Here is a 23312-nt window from a genome sequence, read left to right as displayed (position 1 = left end):
ATTTAAGCTAAAACTATGTTTCGATTTTAGATGCTAGACCGCTTTGCTTTTAGATATTAGACCCTATAACAGCCTAATAGGGTCTAATATCTAAACATGTAATGATCTAAGATCTAAAAAATAGTTCCATTAATCCCTACTTTATTTAATTCCAATTGTTTTGTCCTGTATACAGAATAAATTTAACCCTTGTATTTTTTTATAATAAATAATTTAGGTTCATTACTTACTCCGTTGCTTTTATAGTTTTGGCTTAGCTTTGCTAGCTCATGCAATAATGTGGTGCGTTTTTCAGCGGAGTAATGTTTTTATACAACCCAATAAATTGCACTATGTAAGATAAAAAGTCTACAATGTATTTTTTTTGTCCCTCTAAAAGAGCTATCTTTTCTCTTTTTAGCGAAGGGTGAGTATCTTAAATTTTTCATATACTAGAGTAGTTTATTGAGTTTGTTGATTTTAATTGAATAGAACATATAAAATATTAGTATAGTAGATGCAATGATAATAAGTAAATGTTAATTAAAATAGCCCTTTGTTTTATCCAAATATTAAATAAATCCTGATTTGAAATATGAAATTATCAATCACAAAAGAAGAAAAAGCGTTAATTACCAGTGAACTAAGTAAGCATAATCTTGCTTTTCAACAAATTTATAATGGAGATAGAGCAGATCGACAACCTGTTCATACGGTTTATGGAGGAGCAAATCTTTTTGATTCAGCTATTGTTACCAAGTTAAGAGAAAAAGCAGTAAGTAGCTTAACAACTTATGCTCCTAATTTTTGCGTTTTAGGACGTGTTTTAAAGCTAGAAGGTTGGGAACATTTACCTCAAAATATTGAAGCAATAGAAACCCTCAAAAATAGGTTGGATTTGCTTTCAGAAACAGAACGTAAAAAAGAAACGCATTGGCTGGCGTATACCGTTTATAATAAATTGGTCGCTAAATTGGATCAAGAACCTTTAGAAGATTTTAGAATAGATTTTGAGGATGGTTTTGGCAATCGAAGCGATCAAGAAGAGGATGAAACAGCCGTTCGAGCTGCTAAGGAAGTTGCAAAAGGAATGAAAAATGGTTCTTTACCGCCCTATATTGGCATTAGAATTAAGCCGTTTAGTGAAGACTTAAAGGAGCGAGGAATACGTACCTTAGATATATTTATTAGTACGTTGTGCAGTGAAACAGGTGGGCAGCTTCCCGATAACTTTGTGGTTATGTTGCCTAAGGTAACCATTGCGGCACAGGTAGAGGCAATGGTTCAATTGTTTGAATTGCTAGAAAAGGCAAACAATATTGAGCCGAATCAACTTAAGATGGAAATGATGGTCGAAACAACTCAGTCAATTATGGCTGAAGATGGCAAAAATCCATTGTTGAAATTTATTCGTGCAAGCAAAGGACGTTTAATTGCTTGCCATTTTGGAACCTATGATTATACGGCATCTTGTAATATTACGGCCAAATACCAAACGATGGATCACCCTGTTTGTGATTTTGCACACCATGTTACCAAAGTGGCATTGTCGCATACTGGAATTTGGTTGTCAGATGGTGCAACGAATGTAATGCCTGTAGGCCCTCATCGAGGAGAGCAGTTGACGTTTGCAGAGCTTAAGGAAAATACAGAAATTGTACATCGTGCTTGGAAAATGGGCTATGATCATGTGCGTCACTCTTTATGGAATGGGTTTTATCAGGGATGGGATTTGCATCCTGCTCAATTTATAGCTCGATATGCTGCGGTATATGCTTTCTTTTTAGAGAGTTATAGCGATGCTGCCTTGCGCTTGAAAAATTTTGTAGAAAAAGCGGCTCGTGCCACCCTAACAACAGATATTTTTGATGATGCTGCTACAGGACAGGGCTTGCTAAATTATTTCTTGAAAGGCTTGAATAGTGGTGCAATTTCAGAGGAAGAAGCAATGGCAACGGGACTTACTTTGGATGAAATTCGCAGCCGTTCTTTTTTGGCAATTCTAGAAGGACGTCGTGGGAAATAGGATAGGTTAAGCATGGAAGAACAAAAATTGTGGTTATATGTAGCGCAAAAACTAAAGGAAGAACAAGGCGTTGCGCTAATGTGGGTGCCTGAGAGTATTGGCAGCAGTCCAGGGCGTCAGGGGCATCAAATGGCAGTGGCAAGCGATGCTACCATGCATGGAACTATTGGTGGTGGTGTGATGGAATATCAACAGGTAGAAGCTTGCAAAAAGCTTTTGGTAAAAGGGCAAAAAGAATGCTTAAGAAAGCGGTTGATTCACAACCCATCGGATAAAAGTAAATGGTCAGGATTGTCTTGCTCTGGGGAGCAGACAATTTTGATTTTTTTTCTAAATCAACGCCATCTAAACTTAGTTCAAAACATAATAATTGCCTGCCAAAAAGAAGCTTCTTATTACTTAGTTTTGAGAGCCGAAAATACCATCCACCTAGAACAAGTGCCCATTGATGTACCTAGGTTTGATTATCAACTTAAAACAGAGGATACTTGGCACTATCAATATATTGTTGGCTTTCAAGAAACGGTTTATTTGGTTGGAGCAGGTCATGTCGGCTTGGCTTTGTGCCAACAGCTATTTCTGTTGGATTTTAAAATTGTTTTGATTGATAATCGAGCTGCTTTGCCCACAGGGAAATATGACCAATTTATTTCGAAAAAAATCATCACTAGCTATAAAAAAATAGCTACTTTTGTACCAAGCACACAATATGATTATATTATAATTATGAGTTTTTCTAGTGCATTGGATACGTTGATTTTAAGTCAACTAATTCATAAACCTGCTTGTTATATTGGTATGATGGCTAGCCAAGTAAAAGTAGACAGAATTAGAGCAACCTTGTTAGACAAAGGAATTACAAAGGAGGATTTTGATCGGGTGCATACACCAATTGGTTTGCCAATAAAATGTAAAACTCCTGCTGAAATTGCAGTAAGTGTTGCTGCTCAGATAATTGCCATTCGAAATATTGATGGATAAGGTATTGATATGATAATAGACCAACATAATAGGATTCATGATTATTTGCGTATTTCATTGACGGAACGTTGCAATTTACGCTGTTTTTATTGCATGCCAGAGGAAGGGGTAGAATTAGCCCCCAAAGCTGAATTGATGACTTATGAAGAAATTCTAGCCATTGCAACTACTTTTGTGGAAATGGGAGTGCGAAAAATTCGTCTGACTGGCGGCGAGCCCTTGGTCAGAAAGGATGCGCATGTTATTATTGAAGCTTTGGGGAAATTACCTGTTGAATTAGGGGTGACAACAAATGGAATTGTTGTCCATCGTTTTATCGATACTTTTAAAAAGGCAGGACTAAAAGCGGTCAATATTAGTTTGGACACCTTGGATAGAGATAAGTTTGCTATTGTGACCAAGCGAGATTATTTTGAACAGGTCTATCGAAATATTGGTTTATTGTTAGCAGAGGGATTTAGAGTGAAAGTAAATGCAGTGCTGATGCGAGCAATTAATTTTGATGAAATTATCGATTTTATAGAATTAACTAAATCCCGTCCATTGCAAGTACAGTTTATCGAATTTATGCCTTTTGGGGGCAATAAATGGGACTGGGAGAAAGGAATTTCCTTGGCTGAAATTCTTGAAAAAGCAACGGCTCATTATGGCGAAGACCAAGTTTTAAGAATTCAGGATAAGCCCAATGACACAGCTGTAAATTACAAAATAAAAACGTATGAAGGTAGCTTTGCCATCATCAGTACCATTACCAATCCTTTTTGTAGCACTTGTAATCGCATTCGTCTAACGGCAAATGGGCGCATCAAAAATTGTCTCTTTTCCACATCTGAAACAGATTTACTTAGTCCCTTTCGTGCAGGAGAAGATATTAAACCTATAATTCTTAATGGCATTCGATCTAAGGCTGCTGAAAGAGGCGGATGGGATAATTTTGAAGACTTGGCTAATCCTGAAAATCATGGACAAAATCGATCTATGATTCTGATTGGCGGATAGGTGGGGTGTTGGTTCGATTTGTGTGTATATATGTCTTTTTTATAAGCCCTTACTAACTTCTTTGATGTTTACTATTTTTAAATTAACCGTTTATATAAAGTCCTAGAGCCTTCCAACCTTTCATTTCAATAGTAAATTCATGATTTGGATCGATTTCGGGAATCGCAAAAAAAGTAACACTCCAATTTATTTCATCATTGAATATTTCGGGAATCTCTATATGACTTAATTTAAAATAATTTTCTAGCGGAGCATTTTCAAGAGTAATTCCCATTTCAAATAATGAATCGCCAATTTCACCATTGATTGTTTTTTTCCATTTTTTTGATAAAAGAGAATAGTTTTGATTTAGGTCAAAGAAAAAATCTTTTTGCCTAGAATTTGGTCGTTCTTTTTCTTTTGTACGTATAAAGAACTCTATTTCTGTTCTAGTCGGCTTAAAAAGTAATATGCCTTGCCAATAGTTTGAATTTTTAAACTCTTTTAATATAAGTTTCCCGAATACTTCGTCAGTAATACTAAGTAGCACTTTTGGGGCTCCAAACCATTGTTTTATTTTTTTTAAGAATTTCATTTTTTAGCTCTGTTAGAATTAATTGTATATGTCTTGTGCTAGACTTTAGTTTGCAATTCTTTACCATGAAGTTCTACAAGCAGAGCAAATTCTTGATAAAACTCAGGTTGTTTGTTCGGACTAATGAGGAAACGAAAACCAGTTTCGAGTTCTACCCAAATGGTATCTCTAGGATGTTTTTGGTAAGAATAATGCGTCTCTTCAATGAGCGAAGTTTCGTATTTTAGTACCAAATCATTGATGTCCTTCCAGCCATTTATATACCAATCGCTAAAATATTCTTGCCCTAATATGGTATACAACAGACCTTGGTTAACAATAAAAGAAACTTGGTAATTTAAGCCCCTTTTGATGGAAAACTGAACCACATTTTGCCCCCAAAAAAGCCAGAGTTTTTGAGTACCCAAAATAAGATCTAATTTGCGTTCTAAAAAACCTAAGCCCATAGGGTATTGAGCAGCATGATCGTAACTTATTTTTTTGTGGAGGCCATTCTTGAGGTAGATTTCAATGACAACAGCAGAAATGTTCTCTAAGGTACTTTTAAATTCATCTTCTTCAATCTTAAAAAAATCAGATTTCTTAATGATGTGATTGATGTTGTTAATCCGTTTTCTATAGATTTTCCACTGAAAAAAGCCAATCATACGAACGGCTTCTTTTCCGTGGTACAAGACATTGCCCAATGCATCTACCGAAATGCTATAAGCAGGGCTGCCCCAAGCAGAAATACGACCAAATTTAATGATGTGAAACTCCTGTTGACGAGCAGCATATTGGTTTAGTTTTTCTTGTTGGCTTGCATTGTCTTGAATAGCGGAAGCCAATTCTTTGTCGAGTACGGCCTGTTTTTTTAGTAAGTCCCCCTTCTCAATTTCCAATAGAGAGTTAATGGCACGTAACTCCTTTTGTTGCTCTTCAAGTTCTTGTACTTTTTGTTGAATACGGGCACTTTTTCTAATGACAATAACAAATATTATCACAAAAGGAAGGAAGGCACCAACAACAACAAGAAAAGTCATACAAAATGGATTGAAGAGCAACAAAAGAAAAAGTAAAAAATTAAAACTTATTTTTCCACATCATCGATTCAACAGGGCGGATCGTGCGCTCATTGTATTTGGCATTTTGTTTTTTGTTATAGTAGGTTTGAATGTCTCCATGCACCATAAAATAAATAAGTTGCCCAATTGGCATTCCTTTATAAACTCGAACAGGATGGGTGCATGAAATTTCAAGCGTCCAAGTATTACAAAAGCCAACATCCCCCTTTCCAGCAGTAGCATGGATGTCGATTCCCAAACGCCCTACACTTGATTTTCCTTCTAAAAAAGGAACGGAATTGTGCGTTTCCGTATATTCCTCTGTTACTCCTAAATAAAGCATGCCCGATTGTAAAACAAAACCTTCATCTGGAATTTCAAACGATTCAATTTCGTTGTGCGCCCTAGCATCTAGTACACGATTTTTGTAAGTCGCCAAGTATTTACCTAAGTGAACATCATAAGAGTTAGTACCTAAGCAGTTGGGGTCAAATGGTTCGATTACAATTTCTTTGTTTTCAATTGCCTTTAGTATTTCCTTATCGGATAGTATCATTGTCCCTTTGTTTATAATTATAGTGTTTTGTGTCGTTGAACGGACAAATTTAAGAAGTCTAAACAGCTATGCAAAAAAAAGCAGCTAGTAATAAAAACATTCTTTGAGAACTCTAGCGTCTATGTTAGTACTGAAAGGGATGATTCCTTCAGATATATTGTCTAAAGTCATTTTAAGTGGTAGAAAATTTTGTACTTAAAATTTGAATTCAACCCCAAAGGTGAAATATAACGCCCGTTGTAAGCATTGATTGGATTAAAAACTGCCAAAGACGATGCTAGCACCAATATAAGGTCCTGAAAACATGGTTGGCCTTCTTAATAAATTACCATTTCTGGTTTCTCCATTAATAAAAGCAAAATGATAGCCTCCCTTTACGCCCATTTTTAGAAAACCTCCAATCTTAAATTGAAAATTTACCTCTAAGGCGGTATTGATGCCAAACATGGTATATAATTCATCCTTAACTCTAAGCCCCAAAAGGGTAGTAGAGTCCTCTGTTGCTGTGATTTCACTAAAAGAAACCGTGTTGAGACCCAGCATTCCGTTGAAGGTAATTTGAAAAGGTTTGTCAGGCATAATATTAAATCCCACATTAACCCCTGTTTCTATATTACTGATACTGCTGGAGAATACATTTTCTGAAAAGGAGAGTGGGTTTATTAATAAACTGTCTTGAAAACCACTTTTTTGGCTGGCTTCAAAAACGTCGTATTTATACGGTTTGTTAAGTGCTCGCAAATAAACACCAAATTGAAAATTATCATTCACAACAATTCCCCCACCAGCACCTAGGTAAATATCGCCTGATAACTCACAACCCATATAAATAATTTCACTGTGCCCATAGCCACTGACACCACTTTTTTGCCCGTAAAGATTAAAGAGGCAATGACAAAGGAATAAAGTTAAAACTGTTTTCATTGTTTAGTTGAAATTTAGATTTGAGCTAATATTTTTGATACTTTCAGCCTCAGGAGCTTCGGCACTTTTATTTTGTCCCTTCCAATAAAGTGATGTTGTTGATTTCCCATGCTTTATTTTTGCATTGGAAAATTGGATCAAGCTAGGGTTGGTGTCCAACATAGCAAAGCCACTTTTTCGTTTGGCAAATTCTGCCTTGAATGGTGCGACCGAAAAATTTTCCATACCGTTATTCCACGCAACAACTTTCATGTTTATATGGCTATCCATTTGACCATTTTGGGGGTTATAAGACAGCGGTGTCACATAATTGTTTAACTCCAATAACCAATGCTCTTCGTTGAGGACAATCCCCAGCCCTTTAATGCCCAAACAAGCCGCAGGATAATGATCTTTTTGCCCCGATATGGTTAATTTTTTGCTCAGTTCTTCTACTTCTACAGAGGTGTCCCAAGCATAATTTCTAGTGGTATACGAATTGCGAACTTCTGCTACATCTTCATCAAACCCCAAAATCAATAAATGCAAGGTAAGTTCGTAAGCTGTTTTGTCTTTGAATAGTTCACATTCCAATGTTCTACAATTGGTTACTAAGTTAAAATTGGCCGTCAAATAAATCTGTTGAGTCTCTTTGGTATATTGAGGATCTTCTACCAAGAACTGAAGCAATTGAAGCTGGTCTGATTTTATCATAGATTTGACCTCAAAACCATTGACCAAGACATCATAATGTGCTTTGTTTTGCATCCACTCATCTAGGTCGAGATAAATATTTTCTGCTTTGGTTAGCAAATCTCCCTCATTGCCATTGACCAAGATTTTAACCTCAGTCTCCTTAAAATAGACATTGGGTGCTTCTACATAAGAATAATAGGTCGTAGCAAATGTACTATCGGAACCTAACCCTGTTGCGCTATAATGAATACAGTACCCTTGATCTTTTTGCATAGACACCAAGCTTCCAATTCGATTGATGCGGTGGTTGTAAGTCCATTTATGTTCAAATCCTCGCCAAATAAGAGCTTTATTGTAAGGCTGTAATTTCTGAGCGCTAAGTGGCGTAGTTGTTGAAATAAAAAAGGATAGAACCATCCAGATAATAATGAAAGAGTATTTAATTTCCATAGATTATGGTTGTTAGTTTTTGGATGATGAAAAAAAACATTTACGGATAAGTTAGTGCGATTTTTAATGGTTTCAAGGTAGCGACAAAACTAAGTAATGTACCATTGGAAAGTAATCAAATTTTCTAAAAATTATGAAAAATAGCGTATAGAACGTATAAAAATTGACTTCCTTTTTACGGCTTGTGGATCAAAGTTGTTCATGCATTGATAACCTAAGTTTTATTATTAAGGATGGGCTAATGATTTAATAACATTTGCTTAAACACAATAATTTTTTTACCTTTAGTCGTTCCTATCTCAAAAAACACCTACCATTCACCCCAAAAAAATCTCATTTTGATAGTATACATCAATCTTTTTGAAAAAGGTTGACTTTTGTGAACAAAAATCAAAAATATGGCAAGTGTGCAGGCTAAGATGATGAGTTTTTTCTTGCGAAAACTTAAGAGTCGTGCGTTTAGATTAATGGGAAACCATGATGAATTTCGAAAAGAAAAAGAAAAAATATTCAGTCGTGTAGCATGCCCCAAATCAGTAAATGTTAAGTATTTTGATATGAATGGAGTAGAGGCTGCTCGCTTTGTTCCTCCTAAATCAAGATATGCGCATAAGGTAGTCTTGTATTTTCACGGTGGTGGTTATACCTCAGGATCTATCAAAAGCCACGCAGGGCTGATTGGGAAAATAGCATTAGAAACAGGGATACCTCATGTTGCGATCAATTATCGGTTGGCTCCAGAGTATACCTATCCCGCAGCCTTAGAGGATGCTCTAAAGGCTTATCAATGGTTGTTGGAAAAAGAGCATTTTAATGCAAACGACATCATTATAATGGGAGATTCTGCGGGAGGAGGTCTGACCTTGGCAACTTTGTTAAGAATAAAGGCAACGGGCTTACCCAATCCTTTGTCAGCAGTGGTTATCTCTCCTTGGGTTGATTTGACAATGAGTGGAGAATCTGCTTTGAGCGAACCAGAAAAAGATCCTATTTTAGATGTGTCCAAAGCAAAAGAATGGGCAAAGTGGTATGCAGGAAACGCTCCCTTAAACCACCCCTTTGTTTCACCTTTATTTGGAGATTTATCCGATTTACCCCCCATTTTAATACAAGTTGGAACAGAAGAAATTTTATTGAGCGATTCGGTACGATTTGCGGCATTTGCTGCGATGAAAGACTCTGTTGTTACCTTAAAAATTGAAGAGGGAATGCCACATGTATGGCATTTTTTCTGGCAGTATATACCTGAGGCTAAAGCTGCTATTCGTAATATTGCTGGTTATCTAGACGAACAAATTAAAGCCGATGAAGAAATTAATGAATGGCAATCTTTGGCTTCTATTCAATCCAAATCTTTGGGAGAAAAAACGGCTGTCGTTGCTCGTTTGTCTTACGAAGCATTTAAGCTCGGAAAAAATGTTTTAAGAAAGAAGATCTCTGGATAAAAAAATGAAGATTTGAAAAGGAGTAGTTGATACTTTTTTTCAAATCTTCACTATTTTTTTATCAATTAACTGGAAGACTAGGATCAGTTAGGGGTAATAATAAAATACTCCCTCTAACAAATATAATTTATTGAACTTAAGTAACAAAGTAAAACCAATGATTGTAAACTTACCAAAGAAAGGGTAATACAGCCTTGCGTTTTTTGGGGTAAGTGTCAAATTTTTGGTGATACCATTCGTGATGCGCAATGGCTCTAGGGCTTAGGTTGGCAAAGGTCCACAAAGCAAAAGATAGCGCAGGCAAAGCAGAAAGCATGAGGGCAAAGCCAAACCACTCAATGATTTCTCCCAACAAATTAGGGCAAGAAACATAACCAAAGAGCCCTCCTTTGGGAATTTTGTAGCCTGTTTCTCCAGGTTTGCGTAAATTTAATAGGATATTATCAGACTGAACATTAATAAACATTCCAATAAAAAAGAGAGAAGCCCCTATAACAAAATAAGGAGAAGACAGCCATGCAGTTGTATAACTATCGCCATAGTTTCCTAGGAAATAACCATTGATAAAACCATTCATTATATTAAAAGAAATGGCAGAACCCATAATCATAATGGGCATTTTTTTGCTGTGGTCACGTTGGCGTAGCGGGTAAATAACACTTCTATTAAAGTAATGAAGTACCCATAAGGCCCAAAATATTAGGGTGACGGAATTGGGGGCTGTACTTCCCGAAAAGAAAAAGTAGGTAAAAACTAAAGGCGATGGAATTTCCATGATAAACCAACCCAGTCGTGCATTAATCATAGGACCCCATTCCTTAGAAGTGTGTCGCCCAAAGGGAGCGGTAACAAAAAACAACGAAAAAAAAGTAATACAGGCGAGCGCTATCCACCCATACACAAGCGTATAAAAAATTGAATCAGTCATATAACAGTTAAGGTTAGAATAAAAAGCAAAAAGAGGTACTGCTTAAGCAGTACCTCTAGCGCTAAAAATAAGATTATTTTTAATAAAACAAGCTCTGTTTTTTTGTTTTTCTAAACCATAGAATGAATGAGGGCTAGAACACTTTGTAAAAGAACAGAATAGATTTATTCCAATTCAATCACCAAATCATCTTGCCCAACCATCGTTTTTTCTGCTAGGTGTATTTTTTTTACTTTCCCTGCGATTGGTGCCGTAATGGTGCTTTCCATTTTCATGGCTTCAATAATAAACAAGGGCGTATTAATGGCGACCGTTTCTCCCTCTTGCACTAAAATTTGAGACAAACTACCCTGCAAAGGGGCACCAATTTGTTGTTCTCCAACTGCTTTTTGATGAACAACGGTTTCGGTTTTGATGGTGTTGTCCTTTATTTTAACGGAACGAGTTTGTCCATTGAGTTCAAAGGTGACATTGCGCATTCCTGCTGCATCAGGAGCTGAACAGCCAATATAGCGAATTAGAATGTTTTTACCATCGGCAATTTCTACGATGGTCTCCTCATTCTGTTTCAGACCATAAAAGAATGGCAACGTGGGAAGATGCTGTACGGCATTGTACTGTTCATGATGTTCATAAAACTGCCTAAAAACTTTAGGATACAACTTATAAGAGATAAAATCCAATTCTGTGCAAAACTCATCGAATTCAGCCTGAAAGTCTTTAAATTCCTTGTCAAAGTCAATCGGCGCTAAATGAGCATTAGGACGTTCTACAAAAGGCTGCTCATCTTTTAAGACCATTTTTTGCAATTCAAGCGGAAAACCACCATGAGGTTGCCCTAAATTACCCCTAAAAAGGGCTTTGACACTATCGGGAAAATCAATTGTAGTCCCCTTTGTCATGATGTCATTTTCTGTATAATTATTGGCGGTCATAAACAAAGCCATATCACCAACGACCTTAGAAGAAGGAGTTACCTTGACCAAATCGCCAAATAAGCGATTGACCACCGCATAATTATGCTTGATGGTTTCAAATTGATCTTCTAAACCAAGCCCCCTAGCTTGTGGACGCAGATTGGAATATTGCCCCCCAGGAATTTCATGCCCATAGACTTCTGCTGTTCCTGCTTTAAGCTCAGATTCAAAAGGATAATAAAACTCTCGAACCGCTTCCCAATAATTAGAAAAGCCATTTAAGGATTGAATGTCTAGGTTGGCAGAACGCTCATGGAATTTAAGCATGCTCGCAATAGAATTGAAGTTGGGCTGGGAGGTTAAACCAGAAACAGAACTAAGGGCTACATCGACTACATCAACTCCCGCTTCAATAGCTTTTAAATAGGTAGCAGATTGTATAGAAGAAGTGTCGTGTGTGTGCAAATGGATTGGTAAATCAACAGCTTCTTTTAACCCCGTAATCAACTGTTCTGCGGCATAGGGTTGTAATAGCCCCGCCATGTCTTTGATGCAAAGTATATGTGCGCCTTCGTCCTCCAATTGACGGGCGAGATCTAGATAATATTGTAAGGTGTATTTGTTTTTAGTAGGGTCATCAATATTTCCTGTATAACAAATACAAGCTTCTGCCAAAGAATTGGTGCGTTCTCGAACCGTTCGAATGCTTACTTTCATCGCTTCCACCCAATTGAGTGAGTCAAAAATTCGGAAAACATCAATTCCTGTTTCTGCTGCTTTTTCAATAAATTTTTCTACTAAATTATCGGGATAAGCAGTATAGCCAACCGCATTGGAGCCTCGCAGCAGCATTTGCAACAAGGTATTGGGCATGGCTTGGCGCAATAGGCGGAGTCGTTCCCAAGGACACTCTTTCAAAAAGCGCAAGCAGACATCAAAGGTTGCTCCACCCCAAACTTCCATAGAAAAAATGTTGGGGTTGTTTTTGGCAAAAGATTCTGCTACTTTTATCATATCGTGTGTACGAACCCTTGTAGCCAATAAGGATTGGTGCGCATCTCGAAAAGTAGTGTCGGTAAATTGAATGGATTTTTCATTTTTTAACCAATCAACAAAGCCTGCTCGCCCTAGTTCATTTAATTTGTCTTTGGTACCCTTTGGGAAATCTGCCATTTTGGAAAAAGCAGGAACAACGGGCTTCCTAAAAACTTTGTTAGGATCACTATATTTTACATCGCTATTTCCATTCACAATAACATCTCCCAAATAGGAAAGCATCTTGGTTCCTCTGTCCAGACGACGTTTGGAGGATTGCATCAATTGGGGGTTAGAATCAATAAAGGTAACCGTGGTTTTGCCCGCTTGAAAGGTTTCGTCTTTTAATACGTTTAGCAAAAATGGAATATTGGTTTTAACGCCTCTAATTCTATATTCTCTTAGGGCTCGATGCAAACGCAAAGAAGCTCCTTTTAGGGTGCGTCCCCAAGCTGTTACCTTGACCAGCATGCTGTCAAAAAAAGGCGATATTTGAGCTCCTGCATAAGCCGATCCTGCATCCAAACGAATGCCGAATCCAGCGGCATTTCTATACGCAATTAATTGCCCATAATCTGGTTTAAATCCTTCTGTTGGATCTTCTGTGGTAATTCGACACTGAATGGCATAGCCCATGTGACTAATGCTCTGCTGGCTCAAAATATAAATTTGAGGGTGAGAGAGCGGATAGCCCATGGCAATTAATATCTGAGAACGAACGATATCAACTCCCGTAATTTGTTCTGTGATGGTATGTTCTACTTGAATACGGGGATTGACTTCAATAAAATAGATATTTTCCTCCTTATCGACCAAAAATTCTACTGTTCCAGCATTGCTATAATCTACTGCTTTGGCAATCCGAAGCGAATATTCATACAAGGCATCCTTGGTGTTTTGCCCTAAGGTTGCTGAAGGGGCAACTTCTACTACCTTTTGGAATCGGCGTTGGAGCGAACAATCTCGCTCAAAAAGATGCACCATATTGCCATAGTTATCGGCAAGTATTTGGACTTCGATATGTTTAGGCGAGTCAATGTACTTTTCTAAAAAAATAGTATCGTCACCAAAAGCTGTTTTTGCTTCTCCCTTGGCTTCAGAATAAGCTTTGGCTAACTCAGAAGCAGCACGAACAACCCGCATACCACGACCACCTCCGCCCGAAGCGGCTTTGACCATGATGGGGTAACCAATTCTATCAGCTTCTTCTAGCGCAATTTCGATAGTCGTTAAAGGTAGTTGGCTGTCCTCAATTAGAGGCACTTCTAATTTTCTGGCAATTTCTTTAGCGTCTACCTTGTCGCCTAATTGTTGCATTGCTTTAGGAGAAGGACCAACAAAAACAATTCCTTCTTCGCCACAGCGTTTGGCAAATTGTACATTTTCAGATAAAAAACCATAGCCAGGGTGGATGGCATCGACCTTGTTTTCTTTGGCAATTCGAATGATTTCTTCAATGTCTAAATAGGGCTTCAATGGCGCTTCATCTTTTCCAACTTGATAAGCTTCATCTGCTTTGTAACGGTGCAGTGAATAGCGATCTTCATGGGTGTAGATGGCAACAGTAGTGAGTTCTAGTTCGGAGGCCGCACGTAATACACGAATGGCTATTTCTCCTCGATTGGCAACCAGCAATTTTTGGAAGCGGTTGTGCTTTGGCGTTTTCATCGCTTTTTTGTTAGTTTGAGATTAGAATAAAACCAAGTAATATACGATCCGTTTGAATATTGGATAGACATTAGTTTAAGTAGCGGGTAGGTTGTATTTTTTTTTCGGTATTCTAATCCCTGAGAGTACCCTAGACAACTAAAAATACTCCATTAGAAAATTATTTTTTTTTAGTGTGTCAAAGTAATTGCAATCCAAGGAAAAAAGCAAGTTTTTGAGCTTGGAATTTGAAATTTTATTTTACCCTTGAACTATAAAAGATAGAATAGTTTTTGAAAATGCCTTATGAAACCTTTTTTTTAGAATTTTATATGGTTTGAAGAAGGAGAGGAAAGCAATCGAATGCGATAGGATATAAGGTAAAATAAAAAAATCGGCAGAAAAAAAATTCCTGCCGATTTATAAAGTGAGATTGGCTAGTAGCTTTCTCATTCTTTGTGAGCTTAATCCAACTGAATGGAAGATTTATACTTGTGAGATCTTAGTATTCATCTTCTGGAAAGAAAAAATCTGATTTTGTTGGAAAGTCAGCCCAAATATCCTCAATGCCTTCGTATACCTCGCCTTCATCTTCAAGAGCTTGAAGATTTTCAATTACTTCAATAGGCGCGCCAGAACGGATAGCGTAGTCAATCAACTCATCACGAGTTGCTGGCCAAGGGGCATCTTGTAGGTGAGAGGCCAATTCTAAAGTCCAATACATAGTATTATATAATTTTAATTATTTAAATTCGATTTAATAGACCCTACCAACAACTGTTAGAATAGGAGTTTTGGTAGAACCGTGCAAATGTAAAAAAGTTAATGAGAAATTGTATAACCTAACGTACATTTTTTTTAAAGGTTGCTTTTTTTTCTTCTTTTTTATGCTGAGAGTAATTTAAAGACCCTTTTAGTACGCTATCTGTTGGGGTACGTTATTTTTTACAGAAAATTTTAATTCTAATTAAGGAAGCTCGGAAATTAATAGATAGAGCGAAGAAAGGGAAGTGGAAGAAAAGAGTAGTAGATACTATTTTTTAGGATAGCAAAAAAGTTTAATTCATAACATAAAAAATGGGTTGGTCATTTCCCCCGAGCAGACCAACCCTGATTAGGCTTGATTACCCCATCAAACCTAAGCTATGAAAACCATTATATTTTTAATACAAAGAATAAAATTTCTTTGTTATATTTTTTAGTTGAAGATTGGATATTTGTTCAATCCATTTCGAAGGTCTAAATTTTTCTTTTTCTTTGCAAGAAAAATGAAAAGAAAAGTGAATTTATTTCGAAAATAAAAAAAAAAGTTTTTTTTTAAGACCTTATTTTTTCTTTTTTATGCGTAAAATGAAAGGTTGATAAACTTGAGAAATAAAAATATAATCTTTATAACTAATAGCGGTAGAGGAGGCGCTAATTTGCTGACCATCATTAGAATATACTACTTTTTTTTCTCCATTATTCATATTTAGACTATAAACAAGGCTAGGAGAATGTTTGGTAGAATCTTTAGAATGTCCTACAAATTTAAATATTTTGGGATGAGATGGTATTAAGAGTTCTTTGTTTTGATCTAATCGTATATTGTCACCTCCTGCTAATTTTGCAACTTTTTCTTTGCTAATTAGGTTACCATCAGACTTAATTCCAAACTTAAAAATCTGATGTTGGCGGGTTGTACTGGCATAAAGATAGCGTTCTTTTGCGGTGATGTATAGCCCATTGGGGTAGGCTAATTTGGAGGCAACTTTTGCCCATCCGCCTTTTTCGTCACAAAAAACAATGCTACCCGTTTTAGCTCGGAATAAAAGTGCCAACTTATTTCCTCTTTTGCCTTGATCTATACTAGTATAAAAGCCACCATTTCGAAGAGCAACAACGGTATTGGGCGAATTCATCAATGCGTTTTCATACGCTGCAATAAATTTCATGGTGTTTTTTTGAACTTCGTATTTGTAAACAAAATGTTTGGCGTTTTTTTCATCGTGCGATACTACAAAAAGATAGGCTTTGCCGTTGCGACGAATTAAATCAAATCCATGAGGATGAAAATCGTGCCCGTCAGGCTCATTGGTTCGTTCTAAAGGATAGCTAAATAAGGAATCTTGGTCTAAGTTGATCGCATAAATAGCTCCATTGGGTGCTGCTTCTCGTAAGCGATGATCCATGCAAGAGACGAGTATTCGTGGTAGATCAGAAGAAATTGTATCTAGCAGTAAATCCTCAGGACCTACTCCTGTGGCAATTCGGTCAGCTGTCTGATGTGTATTCTTAGGAACAGATACACAGGCAGCACTCAATAGGATTAATAGAGAAAATACAAAAATGTTTGGCATAGTTATGTTAGATTGAGTGTTTGGAAATTACTTTTGCTTCTTTGACAACCCGAACAGGGTGCGTAACAAGGCTCATGCAGTAACCACGCAGTAGCAGCGAAGCTACCACGTAGTAGCAACGCAGTTAATCGTGTGGAATAGAAAACTATCTTGCCTGTTTATTGCTACTTTTGTTATAGGTCGTATGTCCTGTATTTACAGGAACTAAGCATACGACTTGCGACCTATAGCTTTTTTCTAAGACTAGGTAGTAGCAGCGATCATAAGCCATTAACAACAAAGCTAAAAAGTAGTTAAAAGCTTACCCTTTTTTAGCATTTACTACACGATTTTAAAAGTAAAGCACCTTTGGACTCTCTTGGTTATAGAAAAATTAGCTTCGTTGCCCCTTCGGGGTGTACTCATTTATAATGCAATCCCATTTTTAAACAACTTCATAGTTTGCTTAGGGCACTGTTCTTTAAATTTATTTCTACTTTTATAAAAATAATAATAATTTGAAGAAAATTTATTTTGTTTTATCATCAACCATACTAAGCTTCAATTTCATATTGTCGAATCTTTCGATAGAGCGTACGTTCAGATATTCCCAATTCCTTAGCTGCTTCTTTGCGTCTTCCTCTATGTTTGGACAGCGCTTTTTTGATCAACTCTTGCTCCATATCCTCAATCGATAAGGATTCTTCGATTTCTTCTACATCACTATATTTGTTGGTATTGGTACGATCTGTATTGATAATAATAGGAGAGGGATTACTCACCTCCGTTTCAAAATCATTGTTGTAATCAGGCGTTTCAAAGTTGTTGGTCGGTGGCGTTTGAAATTTAGGAACGGGTGTTAGATTAGATGCCGTAGGAGCAGCACTATTAGAAGGCATCTGCAAATTATTGGTATGCGCAAGTTCGGCAATTAATGTTTTTAGATCCGCTAAATCTTTTTTCATATCGTAGAGAAATTTGAATAAAATTTCTCGTTCATAAAAACCAGAGCCCGCAGTATTATCAAAATTTCCTCCAAATTGATTGCTAACCGCAGGTAAATGTCTTTCCAATGCTTTGGGAATAAACTGTAGCAATTCCTCAGCAGCAATGGTTTTATTTTCAGAAAGAGCCGATATTTGTTCGGCGATATTTTTTAACTCACGGATGTTGCCTGGCCAAGCGTAATTTTCTAGCAGTAACTGTGCTCGTTCATCAAGTCGAACAGGGCTAGTTTTGTAGCGCTCTGCAAAATCAGAGGCAAATTTTCGAAACAAAATATGAATATCTTCAGGGCGTTCTTTGAGGGTAGGAACTTTGATAGGAACCGTATTTAGACGATAATACAAATCTTCTCTAAATTTTCCTTGTTGTACATTCTCCAACAATTTTACATTGGTAGCAGTAATAACCCTAACATCTGTTTTTTCAACTTTGTTAGAGCCCATTTTAACAAATTCTCCCTGCTCCAGCACTCTCAATAAGAATTGTTGCAAACGAGGAGGCATTTCGCCAATTTCATCCAAGAAAATAGTTCCACCGCTAACTGTTTCAAAATAGCCCTTACGCTCAGTTGTTGCCCCTGTAAAGGCATTTTTTGTATGCCCAAAAAGCTCTGAATATAGGGTGCTTTCTGGCAGTGCGCCACAGTTGATGGCAATAAATTTTTGATGTTTTCTCGTAGATAAACTATGTATAATTTTGGAAAAGGATTCTTTACCAACCCCACTCGCCCCTTCAATTAATACCGACAAATCAGTCGGAGCAACCTGAACGGCTGTTTTTAGAGCATGATTAAGTGCAGGAGAGTTTCCAATAATTCCAAAACGTTGTTTTATCGTTTGTAAGTTCATGTGTGTGTTTATTTTTACAACTAACCCCAAGGAGACTAGTCGCAAATGGTATTGATGGACAATTATCTGTGTTCTGTCGTATAAAAAGAATAGCTATACTTGATTACTTTCTTTTCGCCAGCTTTTAACTTCATTTCCCAACAGACATCATTCTTTTTATTTAAGGTATAGCCAAATTGAACTCGTGGAGCCAATTTCCAGTCAACATTAGAACTAATCGGATCGCCAATAAGCGCTCGTTTTAGATCGAGCCTAATGTCTTTGTTTTTATAATTATGTACCGTAACTTCTGTTTCGACCGTAACTAGATCGTTATAATAGGTATAGTTTCCTTTTTTAATACTCTTTTTGTTGGTCGTTCGATCAACCTCTTTATCCAAAAATTGAACGCTAACATCAGGAGCTTCTGTTAATTTAACAGAGATATTGTCCTTTTGAGAGGTATAACCCAATTTATCTTGGCTGATAGGAGCATTTTGTCCCTTTTCATTTTTTAAGACCAAGGCAGGAGCCGCTGTCCATGTATAGCCAGAATTATTGGTCAATTTTATAGTATGGATAACAGGATTTTCTTTTTGTATAAAGCTATACTCTAGAGAATAATTGATGTTATTATCGGATAAAACTACCTCATAGATATGTTCAATCGGAACCTCCACACTAAAAATATCAAAGAAAGCACGCTCTCCCTTTTTTAGTTCAATGTCTTTGAGGGTATAGAAATAAAGATCTTCCATTGCTGTTGCTTCTTCAAAATTGGGCATTCCTGCTGTACCCGTTATGGTAGTTGGCGAAGGACTGTCGTAAACGGCTCTATTAGAGATGCTATTTTGGGCAATGGTAAAGTTTTCAAGATTAGCCCGACCTATTTGAGCATAGGGGCGAATATTTAAAAAATTAATTAGATCAGAAATTCCTGTTGCATACTTAAAATTAGGCACTCCAGCTACTAAATTCAATTGCTTGGTTTTAAGGTCTTCAGCTTCATTAATGACAGTTGAGCGCAATGACAAACGAGCTTTTTCTTCTTCAATTAACTCAATTTTATAATCGGGTTTCCAAGCTAAGCTATTGCTTAGGTACATCATGTCAAGCGGCTGTTTTGCTTTGTCCGATTTAAAATCTATTTGGAGGGTTGCCAATTGTTTAGTTTGGGTATAATCGTAAATAAAATCAGGCGTATCCTTAAATTCTAATCGCTCTAAAGCATTAATACTAGCTTGTGTAAAGATGATTGTTTTTCCCAGCTTGGTTTGAAGGGCAAAAAGCGGTGCTTTTAGGTTGGGAATCGCTGGTTTTTTCTTGGGTTTTACCTGCATAAATAAAATAGTCCCCTCAAATAAGGTATCCTTAAAATATAAGGTTGCCTCTTTTCCATTGTTTAACGCTAGCATTGCCGCAAAATCTTGAGCAACCGCCTGCTCTTGGGTTTTTATCTCTTTTTGATACGCCTTTACCAATTCAAAATCATTGTTTGGAGAAGAGAGCCAAAACGTTCCGTTGAGAGCAGCAGGAATGGTGTCGCCATAGATTGCCCAAGAGCTATTTTTTGTGGTTACAGAGCCCTGTTTTACAAAAAAAGCAGTTTTATTTTTGAAGATAGAAACGGACTTAGTATTTAAATCTGTTTGAGCGAATCCAATAATGGGCAAAACAAAGATAAAACCAGTTAGAATAAGTTGTTTAAGTTGCATAGACCTGCGATTTTTGAGATAATAAGAAGATTAACTTACTTAAAAGTATATCTAAATATACTCGAATGATTATTGAATTTTAACAATACCTTGGGGGCTGCTAACAAAAATTATCTGAGGATTTTTTTCATCCAAAGCTCGTTTAGCTTTGGCATAAGCACTAATTTCTTGAGGGCTAGATTCTACGCTAATTTCTTTAGGATGAACATAGGTATAAATACCATAGCCATTTCCATAAACAGACCAACCTTCTGCTCGGTCCAAATCTGTAATGCTAAAATCCCAGTTGTTGTCCTCAGGAGTTTTGGGCTTGTGATCGTTTAATAGTTGAATAGCGGCTGTTTGAATATCAGGAATATTATTCATGTCATCAAAAATAATATATGTCCCGTTCTTTAGAATGACCCAATCTTTGTAGATCGGAATAATAGCATTTTGAATGTAGCCCAATAATTCCTCTGGTGGAATGGCTGTAGTTTCATCAATTACTATAGGAGTAATATCTTCTGGGGATTGATTGGTCATAGCTCCTTTTGCCGTTGGTGTTGGCGTTGGGTCAGGGAGTGCTTGTAGTTCTTCACGAGTAGGAACAGTGGAGGAAGATGAATTACAACCTATTAATAAGAATAGGCAAATACTTGTAATAATCAGCAATTGTATTTTTACCATTGGTCTTTATTTTTATGGTGTCCTCTAAATTGGGGCTAAGAATTAATTTGTTTACTAGGGTTGAAAATCAGGGGTTAGGAGCGGTTAGTTTTAATCGGTAGCAGAATAAATTGGGGAATTCTTGCTGATGGATTGTTTTAAAACCCTGTTTTTCCAAAATTTTGATAGAACCAATATTCTCTTGGTGCACCCAAGCAGTAATTAAATGATAATGAGTTGATCTAATTTTTTGTACAATAGCATTTAGGGATTCTCCTCCATAACCTCTATTCCAAAACGCTTTATCAATAGAATAGCCAATCTCGCATTGAGTACTGTTTTTTAAGTACTTTATTAAGATGGTGCCTATTAAATGATTACTTTGGCTTTCAATAATTCCAAGTCGTATAGATTGGTAATCCATGGTTTGGGCAATCGAATTCTGAATCATTTCTGATGCTTCTGAAAGACTGCTAATAGGCTTGCTAGCCCTAAACTTCATGGCTTCCTTATTGGAATAAATTTCCAGTATTCTTGGGGCATCTTCTTGCGCCAAATTTCTAAAATGTAGCCTATTTGTTGCATTCATAAAAATTGAAATTAGGAGTACAAAAGCAACAAATAGGCAAAATGATAATGGTTATACGTAACTAACTAAGCTGCAAAATAAAATGCAGATGTATATATTTTGCAATTGCTTTTTATTAATTAGGTTGTTTGGTTTGTTCCAAATATTCTGCTTCATCGACCAAATGCCCTTTTAGTGTAGCAGAAGTAAAATCGTCAATTTTGACATAAGCATAGGTGCCAATGATTGCCTCTTTTCGAGGGAAAACAACCATCTTATTTTGCGAGGTACGTCCAGCCAATTCTTGATCTGATTTTTTAGAAACCTTCTCAATTAAAATTTTGTGGTATCGTCCAACTTCTTTTCGGTTATGCTCAAAAGACATTTGATTTTGCAGGCGAATAATTTCGCTCAATCGACGTTTTTTTACCTCTAGTGGAATGTCATCTTCATATTTTTTGTGTGCCAAGGTATTAGGACGTTCAGAATAAAAGAACATATAAGACATGCTGTATTGAGCAATTTCCATAATAGACAAAGTGTCTTGGTGTTCCTCTTCCGTTTCTCCACAAAAACCAGCAATCATATCCGAAGAAATCGCACAATCTGGCATGATTTCATAAATTCGATGAATTTTATTGATGTACCATTCTCTATCGTAGGTACGATTCATCTTTTTTAGAATATTCGAGTTGCCAGATTGAACAGGCAGGTGAATATACTTGCATATATTTTCATGTTTTGCCATGTTCATCAACACCTTATCCGTAATATCTTTGGGATGTGAGGTAGAAAAACGAACCCGCAAATCTGGGCTAATGTTGGCGGTTAATTCCAATAAATCTGCAAAATCAATGCTCTCTTCTGTATCTGGGTTCTTCCATTTGTAAGAATCTACATTTTGCCCCAAAAGCGTCACTTCACGGAAACCTCTATTGTATAGATCGGTGCATTCTGCTAGAATGCTAAAAGGATCACGGCTACGTTCACGACCACGAGTAAAGGGAACCACGCAAAATGAACACATATTATCACAACCACGCATAATGGTTACAAAAGCACTAACGCCATTACTTCCCAAACGAACGGGATTAATATTAGAATAGGTTTCTTCTCTAGAAAGGAATACATTAATTCCTTTGTCCCCATCTTCTGCTGTGGCAATTAGGTTGGGCAAGTCACGATAGGCATCAGGACCAACTACTAAATCTACCAATTTTTCTTGATCCAACAATTTTTGCTTTAGGCGCTCTGCCATGCACCCCAAAACACCAACTAAGGTACCTGGTTTTTTGTCTTTTATTTTATCAAAAACACGCAGACGTTTACGGACAGTATCTTCTGCTTTTTCACGAATAGAACAGGTATTGATAAGAATCAAATCAGATTCCTCCATATCTCTAGTCGATGAATAACCAACATCTGCTAAGATAGAAGCGACAATTTCACTATCGCTAAAATTCATCTGGCAGCCATAGCTTTCAATATAAAATTTCTTATTCTTATCTCCTGTATTGTTGGCAACTTGTTCTTTGAAAAAAGCATCTCCTTGTTTGCTTTCGTCAATGTCTTTTATCGTTGGATTATTGTTATACATTCTTGTTGTATCGTATTGAATATGGAAGCTGTTGTTAAACAACTTCACTATGAAGTTGAAATAGTTAGACCTAATATTGTATTTCTACTAAAATGCAATATCAATATTCTTTTATCTAAAGCGATTAGAATAACCTTACAAAGGTACAAAAAAAAAACAAAGCTGCCATTTTGGCAGCAATTAATTGTCATAGAAATTTGCAGTACTTTCTAATGGTTGTTGTTTATAGGAAACTAATTCAATGATTTAGAATTGTTTTAGAATAAAAAGATCGTCACTAAAAATAGAATCAAAGCGATAACAATTGGCATCAAGAATGCACCAATCAAACCAACAAGAGGCAAAACAATTACCTTTAGTTGATCCCTTAGGCGGTCTTTAGGAGGAGGAGAAGCATTAAAATTAGGATTATCTAGTGGATCCATTTGGAATGAGGTTTTAATTGATTTTAAGAT

General features: G+C 36.6%; 19 protein-coding genes. 4 read left to right on the top strand and 15 right to left on the bottom strand.

Going from position 1 to position 23312, the window contains the following annotated elements; translation table 11 throughout:
* Positions 1–574: 574 nt before the first annotated feature.
* Genes AsAng_RS09290 through moaA form a run of 3 tightly spaced genes read left to right on the top strand, consistent with a single transcriptional unit; the run spans position 575 to position 3985 of the window.
* On the top strand, positions 575–2005 hold the full coding sequence (locus AsAng_RS09290) for a DUF6986 family protein (protein WP_264792498.1): 1431 nt from the start codon (positions 575–577) through the stop codon (positions 2003–2005).
* Positions 2006–2017: 12 nt separating this feature from the next.
* Positions 2018–2986, top strand: coding sequence for an XdhC family protein (locus tag AsAng_RS09285; protein WP_264792497.1), 969 nt, complete (start codon positions 2018–2020; stop codon positions 2984–2986).
* 9 nt (positions 2987–2995) lie between these two features.
* Positions 2996–3985: a GTP 3',8-cyclase MoaA gene (moaA, locus tag AsAng_RS09280; protein ID WP_264792496.1), complete on the top strand. Its 990-nt coding sequence runs from the start codon at positions 2996–2998 to the stop codon at positions 3983–3985.
* A gap of 82 nt (positions 3986–4067) precedes the next feature.
* On the opposite strand, the gene AsAng_RS09275 is transcribed toward moaA, so the two are convergent.
* The 5 genes from AsAng_RS09275 to AsAng_RS09255 form a co-directional block, all read right to left on the bottom strand.
* Positions 4068–4559 (bottom strand): hypothetical protein, encoded by a 492-nt coding sequence (locus AsAng_RS09275; protein ID WP_264792495.1) that lies wholly within the window; start codon positions 4557–4559, stop codon positions 4068–4070.
* Positions 4560–4597: 38 nt separating this feature from the next.
* Positions 4598–5581 carry a DUF6438 domain-containing protein gene (locus AsAng_RS09270; RefSeq protein ID WP_264792494.1) on the bottom strand — a complete coding sequence of 328 codons (984 nt, stop codon included), beginning with the start codon at positions 5579–5581 and terminating at the stop codon, positions 4598–4600.
* Positions 5582–5621: 40 nt separating this feature from the next.
* Positions 5622–6158, bottom strand: coding sequence for a dCTP deaminase (gene dcd / locus AsAng_RS09265; protein WP_264792493.1), 537 nt, complete (start codon positions 6156–6158; stop codon positions 5622–5624).
* A 255-nt stretch (positions 6159–6413) separates the two neighbouring features.
* The gene (locus AsAng_RS09260) at positions 6414–7082 is read right to left on the bottom strand and encodes a hypothetical protein (RefSeq protein ID WP_264792492.1); all 669 of its coding nucleotides are present in this window, start codon (positions 7080–7082) and stop codon (positions 6414–6416) included.
* A 3-nt stretch (positions 7083–7085) separates the two neighbouring features.
* The gene (locus AsAng_RS09255; protein WP_264792491.1) at positions 7086–8207 is read right to left on the bottom strand and encodes a hypothetical protein; all 1122 of its coding nucleotides are present in this window, start codon (positions 8205–8207) and stop codon (positions 7086–7088) included.
* A 398-nt stretch (positions 8208–8605) separates the two neighbouring features.
* Here AsAng_RS09255 and AsAng_RS09250 point away from each other — a divergent pair, with 398 nt between their 5' ends.
* Complete coding sequence (locus AsAng_RS09250) at positions 8606–9652, top strand: alpha/beta hydrolase (protein ID WP_264792490.1); 1047 nt, start codon at positions 8606–8608, stop codon at positions 9650–9652.
* 169 nt (positions 9653–9821) lie between these two features.
* Here AsAng_RS09250 and AsAng_RS09245 read toward each other — a convergent pair whose 3' ends face one another.
* From AsAng_RS09245 to AsAng_RS09200, 10 genes are all read right to left on the bottom strand, one after another.
* Positions 9822–10580, bottom strand: a complete 759-nt coding sequence (locus tag AsAng_RS09245) for a DUF1295 domain-containing protein (RefSeq protein WP_264792489.1) — start codon at positions 10578–10580, stop codon at positions 9822–9824.
* Positions 10581–10744: 164 nt separating this feature from the next.
* Complete coding sequence (locus AsAng_RS09240) at positions 10745–14200, bottom strand: pyruvate carboxylase (RefSeq protein ID WP_264792488.1); 3456 nt, start codon at positions 14198–14200, stop codon at positions 10745–10747.
* Positions 14201–14681: 481 nt separating this feature from the next.
* On the bottom strand, positions 14682–14903 hold the full coding sequence (locus AsAng_RS09235) for a DUF2795 domain-containing protein (protein WP_052597406.1): 222 nt from the start codon (positions 14901–14903) through the stop codon (positions 14682–14684).
* A gap of 601 nt (positions 14904–15504) precedes the next feature.
* Positions 15505–16518 carry an SMP-30/gluconolactonase/LRE family protein gene (locus AsAng_RS09230; RefSeq protein ID WP_264792487.1) on the bottom strand — a complete coding sequence of 338 codons (1014 nt, stop codon included), beginning with the start codon at positions 16516–16518 and terminating at the stop codon, positions 15505–15507.
* A gap of 533 nt (positions 16519–17051) precedes the next feature.
* Complete coding sequence (locus AsAng_RS09225; protein ID WP_264792486.1) at positions 17052–18350, bottom strand: sigma-54 interaction domain-containing protein; 1299 nt, start codon at positions 18348–18350, stop codon at positions 17052–17054.
* A 62-nt stretch (positions 18351–18412) separates the two neighbouring features.
* A complete protein-coding gene (locus AsAng_RS09220; RefSeq protein WP_264792485.1) occupies positions 18413–20044 on the bottom strand; it encodes a DUF4139 domain-containing protein in 1632 nt (543 codons plus the stop codon).
* A 69-nt stretch (positions 20045–20113) separates the two neighbouring features.
* Complete coding sequence (locus tag AsAng_RS09215) at positions 20114–20713, bottom strand: hypothetical protein (protein WP_264792484.1); 600 nt, start codon at positions 20711–20713, stop codon at positions 20114–20116.
* 67 nt (positions 20714–20780) lie between these two features.
* Positions 20781–21281, bottom strand: a complete 501-nt coding sequence (locus tag AsAng_RS09210) for a GNAT family N-acetyltransferase (RefSeq protein ID WP_264792483.1) — start codon at positions 21279–21281, stop codon at positions 20781–20783.
* Positions 21282–21396: 115 nt separating this feature from the next.
* Entirely contained in the window at positions 21397–22857 is a 1461-nt protein-coding gene (miaB, locus tag AsAng_RS09205) for a tRNA (N6-isopentenyl adenosine(37)-C2)-methylthiotransferase MiaB (RefSeq protein ID WP_264792482.1), read from the bottom strand.
* A gap of 257 nt (positions 22858–23114) precedes the next feature.
* Positions 23115–23282 (bottom strand): hypothetical protein, encoded by a 168-nt coding sequence (locus tag AsAng_RS09200; protein ID WP_264792481.1) that lies wholly within the window; start codon positions 23280–23282, stop codon positions 23115–23117.
* Positions 23283–23312: the final 30 nt, after the last annotated feature.

Origin of the sequence: Aureispira anguillae, from assembly GCF_026000115.1 — a bacterium.
Taxonomy (GTDB): Bacteria; Bacteroidota; Bacteroidia; order Chitinophagales; family Saprospiraceae; genus Aureispira; species Aureispira anguillae.
Note: the sequence above shows the minus strand (reverse complement) of the source record. Positions and strands in the feature narration are given on the sequence as shown.

Bases quoted from the DNA above. Each gene is read 5' to 3' on its own strand.
- AsAng_RS09285 (WP_264792497.1), top strand. From the start codon at position 2,018: ATGGAAGAACAAAAATTGTGGTTATATGTAGCGCAAAAACTAAAGGAA.
- AsAng_RS09210 (WP_264792483.1), bottom strand. From the start codon at position 21,281: ATGAATGCAACAAATAGGCTACATTTTAGAAATTTGGCGCAAGAAGAT.
- AsAng_RS09250 (WP_264792490.1), top strand. From the start codon at position 8,606: ATGGCAAGTGTGCAGGCTAAGATGATGAGTTTTTTCTTGCGAAAACTT.
- AsAng_RS09275 (WP_264792495.1), bottom strand. From the start codon at position 4,559: ATGAAATTCTTAAAAAAAATAAAACAATGGTTTGGAGCCCCAAAAGTG.
- miaB (WP_264792482.1), bottom strand. From the start codon at position 22,857: ATGTATAACAATAATCCAACGATAAAAGACATTGACGAAAGCAAACAA.
- moaA (WP_264792496.1), top strand. From the start codon at position 2,996: ATGATAATAGACCAACATAATAGGATTCATGATTATTTGCGTATTTCA.
- AsAng_RS09260 (WP_264792492.1), bottom strand. From the start codon at position 7,082: ATGAAAACAGTTTTAACTTTATTCCTTTGTCATTGCCTCTTTAATCTT.
- AsAng_RS09235 (WP_052597406.1), bottom strand. From the start codon at position 14,903: ATGTATTGGACTTTAGAATTGGCCTCTCACCTACAAGATGCCCCTTGG.
- AsAng_RS09270 (WP_264792494.1), bottom strand. From the start codon at position 5,581: ATGACTTTTCTTGTTGTTGTTGGTGCCTTCCTTCCTTTTGTGATAATA.
- AsAng_RS09220 (WP_264792485.1), bottom strand. From the start codon at position 20,044: ATGCAACTTAAACAACTTATTCTAACTGGTTTTATCTTTGTTTTGCCC.
- AsAng_RS09225 (WP_264792486.1), bottom strand. From the start codon at position 18,350: ATGAACTTACAAACGATAAAACAACGTTTTGGAATTATTGGAAACTCT.
- AsAng_RS09230 (WP_264792487.1), bottom strand. From the start codon at position 16,518: ATGCCAAACATTTTTGTATTTTCTCTATTAATCCTATTGAGTGCTGCC.
- AsAng_RS09255 (WP_264792491.1), bottom strand. From the start codon at position 8,207: ATGGAAATTAAATACTCTTTCATTATTATCTGGATGGTTCTATCCTTT.
- AsAng_RS09245 (WP_264792489.1), bottom strand. From the start codon at position 10,580: ATGACTGATTCAATTTTTTATACGCTTGTGTATGGGTGGATAGCGCTC.
- AsAng_RS09215 (WP_264792484.1), bottom strand. From the start codon at position 20,713: ATGGTAAAAATACAATTGCTGATTATTACAAGTATTTGCCTATTCTTA.
- AsAng_RS09290 (WP_264792498.1), top strand. From the start codon at position 575: ATGAAATTATCAATCACAAAAGAAGAAAAAGCGTTAATTACCAGTGAA.
- AsAng_RS09200 (WP_264792481.1), bottom strand. From the start codon at position 23,282: ATGGATCCACTAGATAATCCTAATTTTAATGCTTCTCCTCCTCCTAAA.
- AsAng_RS09240 (WP_264792488.1), bottom strand. From the start codon at position 14,200: ATGAAAACGCCAAAGCACAACCGCTTCCAAAAATTGCTGGTTGCCAAT.
- dcd (WP_264792493.1), bottom strand. From the start codon at position 6,158: ATGATACTATCCGATAAGGAAATACTAAAGGCAATTGAAAACAAAGAA.